The sequence below is a fragment of the Succinimonas sp. genome (assembly GCF_045225735.1).
Lineage (GTDB): Bacteria > Pseudomonadota > Gammaproteobacteria > Enterobacterales > Succinivibrionaceae > Succinimonas.
In genome coordinates this window covers 1-4612 of sequence record NZ_JBGVBR010000126.1, presented here as the reverse complement: position 1 = coordinate 4612, position 4612 = coordinate 1, and the positions used below count along the sequence as shown (strand labels likewise).

At 49.8% G+C, this 4612-nt stretch carries 2 protein-coding genes and 1 pseudogene; 2 read left to right on the top strand and 1 reads right to left on the bottom strand.

Features of this window, described 5'->3' with window-relative positions:
• Positions 1–445: hypothetical protein (locus tag ACJROR_RS04515; protein ID WP_406546054.1), on the top strand; the 445-nt coding region annotated here is incomplete at its 5' end.
• A 56-nt stretch (positions 446–501) separates the two neighbouring features.
• Positions 502–714, top strand: a complete 213-nt coding sequence (locus ACJROR_RS04510; protein ID WP_406546053.1) for a hypothetical protein — start codon at positions 502–504, stop codon at positions 712–714.
• A gap of 569 nt (positions 715–1283) precedes the next feature.
• Here the strand turns inward: ACJROR_RS04510 and ACJROR_RS04505 are convergent.
• Positions 1284–4612 (bottom strand): annotated as a pseudogene (locus tag ACJROR_RS04505) (hypothetical protein); the annotation flags it as partial.

Here is a 4612-nt window from a genome sequence, read left to right as displayed (position 1 = left end):
TGACGGACCCGAAGCGGTTTTCTATGATAAGGTTAAGAAGACCTTGGCGTCTTCGCTGAAAAAGCTTTTTTCCTTTTCCAATGCTTTACCTGTATCAGTAATGGAAAAGAAAATGACACAACTCTTCAACTCCATTGTAAAGAAGCACACCAGTGATGACTGCAGCATGGTTATTTTTAGCAAGTCATCTAAAAGTAATGTTTTCAAAAAATTGCCGCGAAAATATATTTGCGAGATTCTAAATTTGCCTGCATCAACATCAAAAAAGGTTGTTGATAAATACATCATAATTATTGATACTCTAAAATGTAATAACATGACCTGCAAAGATTTAGCTAAAATGGTACATGTTAAACCAAAGTATTTAGAAAAATCACTTAAAAAACTGTGTGACTTAGGATATATAGTTAACAATAATAATACATATTCAATTTCAGCATCTTAGTTACTAATTATTTAATAATCTGCTTATATTATTTGATATTGACTAAGGATTAAATTATGCCGCAATATAAAGTAAGAATTAAATATAAACAAAAAACAATATTTTTTTCAGGTGCTAGCGGAACGCAAACAGTACGTGTCACTGCCAAAAATTCTTATCAAGCCATAAGAAAAGCTGAGCAGATTGTAGCCAAAAGAGTTTATGACGCCAGAGGTTCTGAATGCAATCTGGAATTTCAGTGTCTCAGTGTTGATGAAGAAGGTCGGTAAATGCGGGATTTTTACGTTAATAAAATCTTTTTTTCTGAATTTTGTGTATTCTAAACCTTCTTGTAAACATGGTTTATTATAAGGTCTTTAGTAAGTACTATAGACCTTGTTATGAATAACTCTTTTGATAAACAAAAAATTAATTTTTCTTTAATCAGCGATATTATCAATAATGACTTATACAATGTGCCACAACCATTTTTATTCTTAAATAGAATTCAGAAGGTACTAATAAGAACATTTTTGATTCAATGATAAAATTATCAATCGTTATACAGATTTGATAATGAATTATCTCGAATCTCCACATCTGCTTACATATTAATTATTATTCGATATAGGATCTATATTTTAAAACATCCTCACATAAAGCAAATATAAAAGAAGAAGCTTCTAATAGAGCTTCATAAATGCTTAATTCCAGAATATGTCCTCGTGAGTACCCCAATAATAAAAGATTTAAAAAACACAATAACTTATAAGATATAGTATCCTATCTCCTGTTATCACACACACACAAAAAAAAAGACTGCGGTAGTTTTCTATCTTGCCGCAGCCTCTTCCCTTTATCAGAACTCATACCTCATGTAGTCAAAGAGTCCCGGACAATACCCGAACTTTTGCAGCACCGTCTCGGCATCCTGGTCATCCGGCTCTTCATCCTCATCCTCCTCAGTCACCGGGGTTTCCAGATATTCCGGAGTGAGGCGGCTATCAAGGAATTCTGCCAGGGAATTAAAGCCGATAACCGTGACATGATAGGCCTCTGCCAGCCGCTCATGAAGATCCGGATCCTCATTCAGGCACACCAGCACCGTGTCCTGACTGTGCAGGTTGAGATACTCCGTCAGCATGGCGAGATCCCGGGCTCCGGCTTCCGGCTCTGTGGCGGCAAACACAAAGAAGAGCACCCGGTTCATGGTTCTGATAACCATATCTGCCATTATCCGGTAGTTATCCAGCAGAATCTCCATATTCCGGGCAAAGAGACAGAAGCACTCCGGATGCCGGATGGTCATTTCCCGGATACGGTTCTGAATGATTGCCGAGCCGGCCGCGCGGAACCAGCCGCCCAGAATGTAGTCCCGAAGCGCCGCGGGCTTCAGTACGGTAACACGGGACTCCCGGGCCTCTTTGATATAGATGTTTTTATAGACCAGGGTGCAGTCCACCATGTCGTTCAAAAGCTTCTGATACCGGGACACCGTTTCATCAGCGGCATCCATGTCCAGAGCGAATGAGGTAAGCTCCTGAAAAAGAGCCTCCAGCAGCATGTTGAATATCACCGCATATTCCTGATTCCGGCAGTAATCCGCCAGCACATCAAGGGAAAGCCGGTCCAGAATCTCCGGCTTCCCGTGATAGCTCTTCAGGGAGCCCACCACCCGGGCGCGTTCATCGTCAAAGAAATCAGCGCATTCCTCCGGCCTCATGAGATGAGCCTCCAAGAAGTCATCAATGGCAGCCTTGCTTTCCGCCTCCCGCATAAGCTGCTGATAATAGGCGGTCACCAGCTTGCCCATGGGGGTGGTCTTTTCAGGAAGAGGCTGCGGAGAAGGCGCGGCCGTGGCTTCGGGAGAGGGCGCTGCAAGTGAGCCCCCTTCGGAAACAGCCGGAGCAGGGGATTTCCCGGACTCGCTGCCTGCATCAGAGCCAGCAGAAGGTTCCCCGGCAGGATTTTCCGCCGGTGCCGGAGTTTCCGTCCCAGTGGCTTCCTTAAGAGCTTCGCGGTTTTCAGCAGCATCTTCCATAGCCTCGGCAATGAGCTCCTCCAGGATTTCCGGGCAGGGGGTGCCGGCTGCGGCCTCCCGGGCAAATTCCGGTATCTCTGGATTAGCAGAGGCCGGGGCCGGATTTTCCGCGCTCTCCTCTCCGGACGCCGGAGCAGTCTTGCTCTCTTCTGCCGGAGCCGGAGCTGCAGCAGAGCTTTCCGGAACCGGTTCTTCCTCCTTCTTCACGGCATTTATCATCTCGTTCGGGAAGATCTCCGGAAGGGCGTTCAGGAACTCCTGAGCCTTCAGAATCCGGACGGCAGCGCCGCACTCCCTTATGGCCTCTTCAGTGCTGTCGCTGTTCCGGAATACCAGAATCAGCCGTTCCTGAGGAATGCCGAGCGCGTTTCCGGCCTTTAAAAGATCCTCTTTCCGGAGGCGGAAATTGTCAGCGGAACAGCTCTTCACAGCCGTCCAGCCCAGAGGGTGCCTTACAATCACATCCAGCACCGCAGTCCCGGCATCGGGGATCTCCAGAGTGACGTTCCTGATAAACCTTACAAAGCGGGGATCCCGGACATGCTGCCCCAGATACTTCACGGCCCGGTTTCCGGCAAAGTACCGGAGCCAGTCTCCCGTAACAAAGCTGTAAATGTCCTGGTTGTCAGTGAGGTCAATGATAAACTGCTTAGGAATTGTCTTATCGTAGTGGCACTCCTTAATGAGATCCGTCCGGTAGAGGTTTGTGCAGCAGTTATTGATGGAGGAGGTCTTTTCCCCGTCCAGGGTATTTACATTCCAGCAAAAACGTTCATGAGGCACATGGCTTTCATGAATGCGGCGCACCGCCTGCACCAGGGGCTGGAACAGGCTTTCATGGCGGCAGAACTCGCTGGCCGCGCCGTCCAGAGCCGACAGGGCCTGACTGATAAGCTCCACCTCGGCAATGCCGATGCCGGAAGGGGAGAAGCTTTCATAAATCTCTTCCGGAGTGAACTGGAGATCCGTAACGGAGGTCTTTACCGCCAGCGGAGCGCTCGCTACTATGGGACGGATGATCTCCCGGGCCTTTCTTTCAAATTCACTGTGGCTCAGCACGGTTACCGCTTTTCCGGAGGCGACTCTGGCGAGAGCCTCGGGCATCTCCGTGAGATTATGCACGATAATGAGATTCCGGGCCGGAATGTCCAGCCATTTTCCGGCGAGGGCGAGCTGACTCTCCGCCCGCTCCGGATTGGCCGGACTTACCATAACCAGCGTAATGATATTCTTGAACCGCACCAGGAAATCCACATCGATCCTGATATCCCCCTTGCAGAGCCGGGCCTTGACGGATACTCCGAAAATATCCGGGGCGGCATTGGCTCCGGCGGTATCCACCACATACCCCACGGCATGAACAAACCGCCGATCCTCCAGCACGTAGTTATTGAACACGGCATTAGGCAAAAGCTCAAATTTAACGGTTCTCTTCTTGGTGCTGAAATACTCGAAATTCCGGATCACCTCCATGTTGTCCGCCATATGCCGGCAGAGCTGCACCGTAGTGCCTATCGTAACGCCGTCGCAGCCGGCCAGAGACTCGGTAACCTCGTAATCGCCGGTTTTGAGGGCCTGGCCGATCCTCCGGAACAGGGGCTGCGCCAGATTGTATTTGCCGGCCTTCATCCGGGACAGGATATCCAGATGGATATGCATTCTGGTTATGGGGGTATTGCAAATGCACTGCACGCCGTGTTCATCCATGAACTTCTGAACGGTCTCGTTCAGGAAAGGCCGTTCCGGAATCTCGTAGAGCAGAGGAGAAGACAGCGTGGCGGAGCTGCCCTGAGGTTCCGCTGCGGACTTCCCGGCGGTCTCGGAGGTCTTCACCGGGCGGGCGCTGTTTATGACGGTCATCATCTTGTCAAAGATGCCGCGGTTCCGGGACACTTTTTTGCCGGGATCTGAAGATCTTGCCGGAGCCGGGGCCGGAGCAGCGGCTGGAGCCGGAACCGTTTGAGAAGCTGCCTCGGCCGGAGCTTCCGGGGCAGCCTGGGCGGCAGGCTCGGGAAGGGCTTCAGGAGCGGAGACGGCCGGAACCGCGGTCTCGGGAGTATTTTCCGGAAGAGGGGAGCCCTTTCTGCCGGCCTTAAGGCAAATCCCGGCCACCGCCCGTGAGAATACCTCCCGGAAGTTATTCAGGT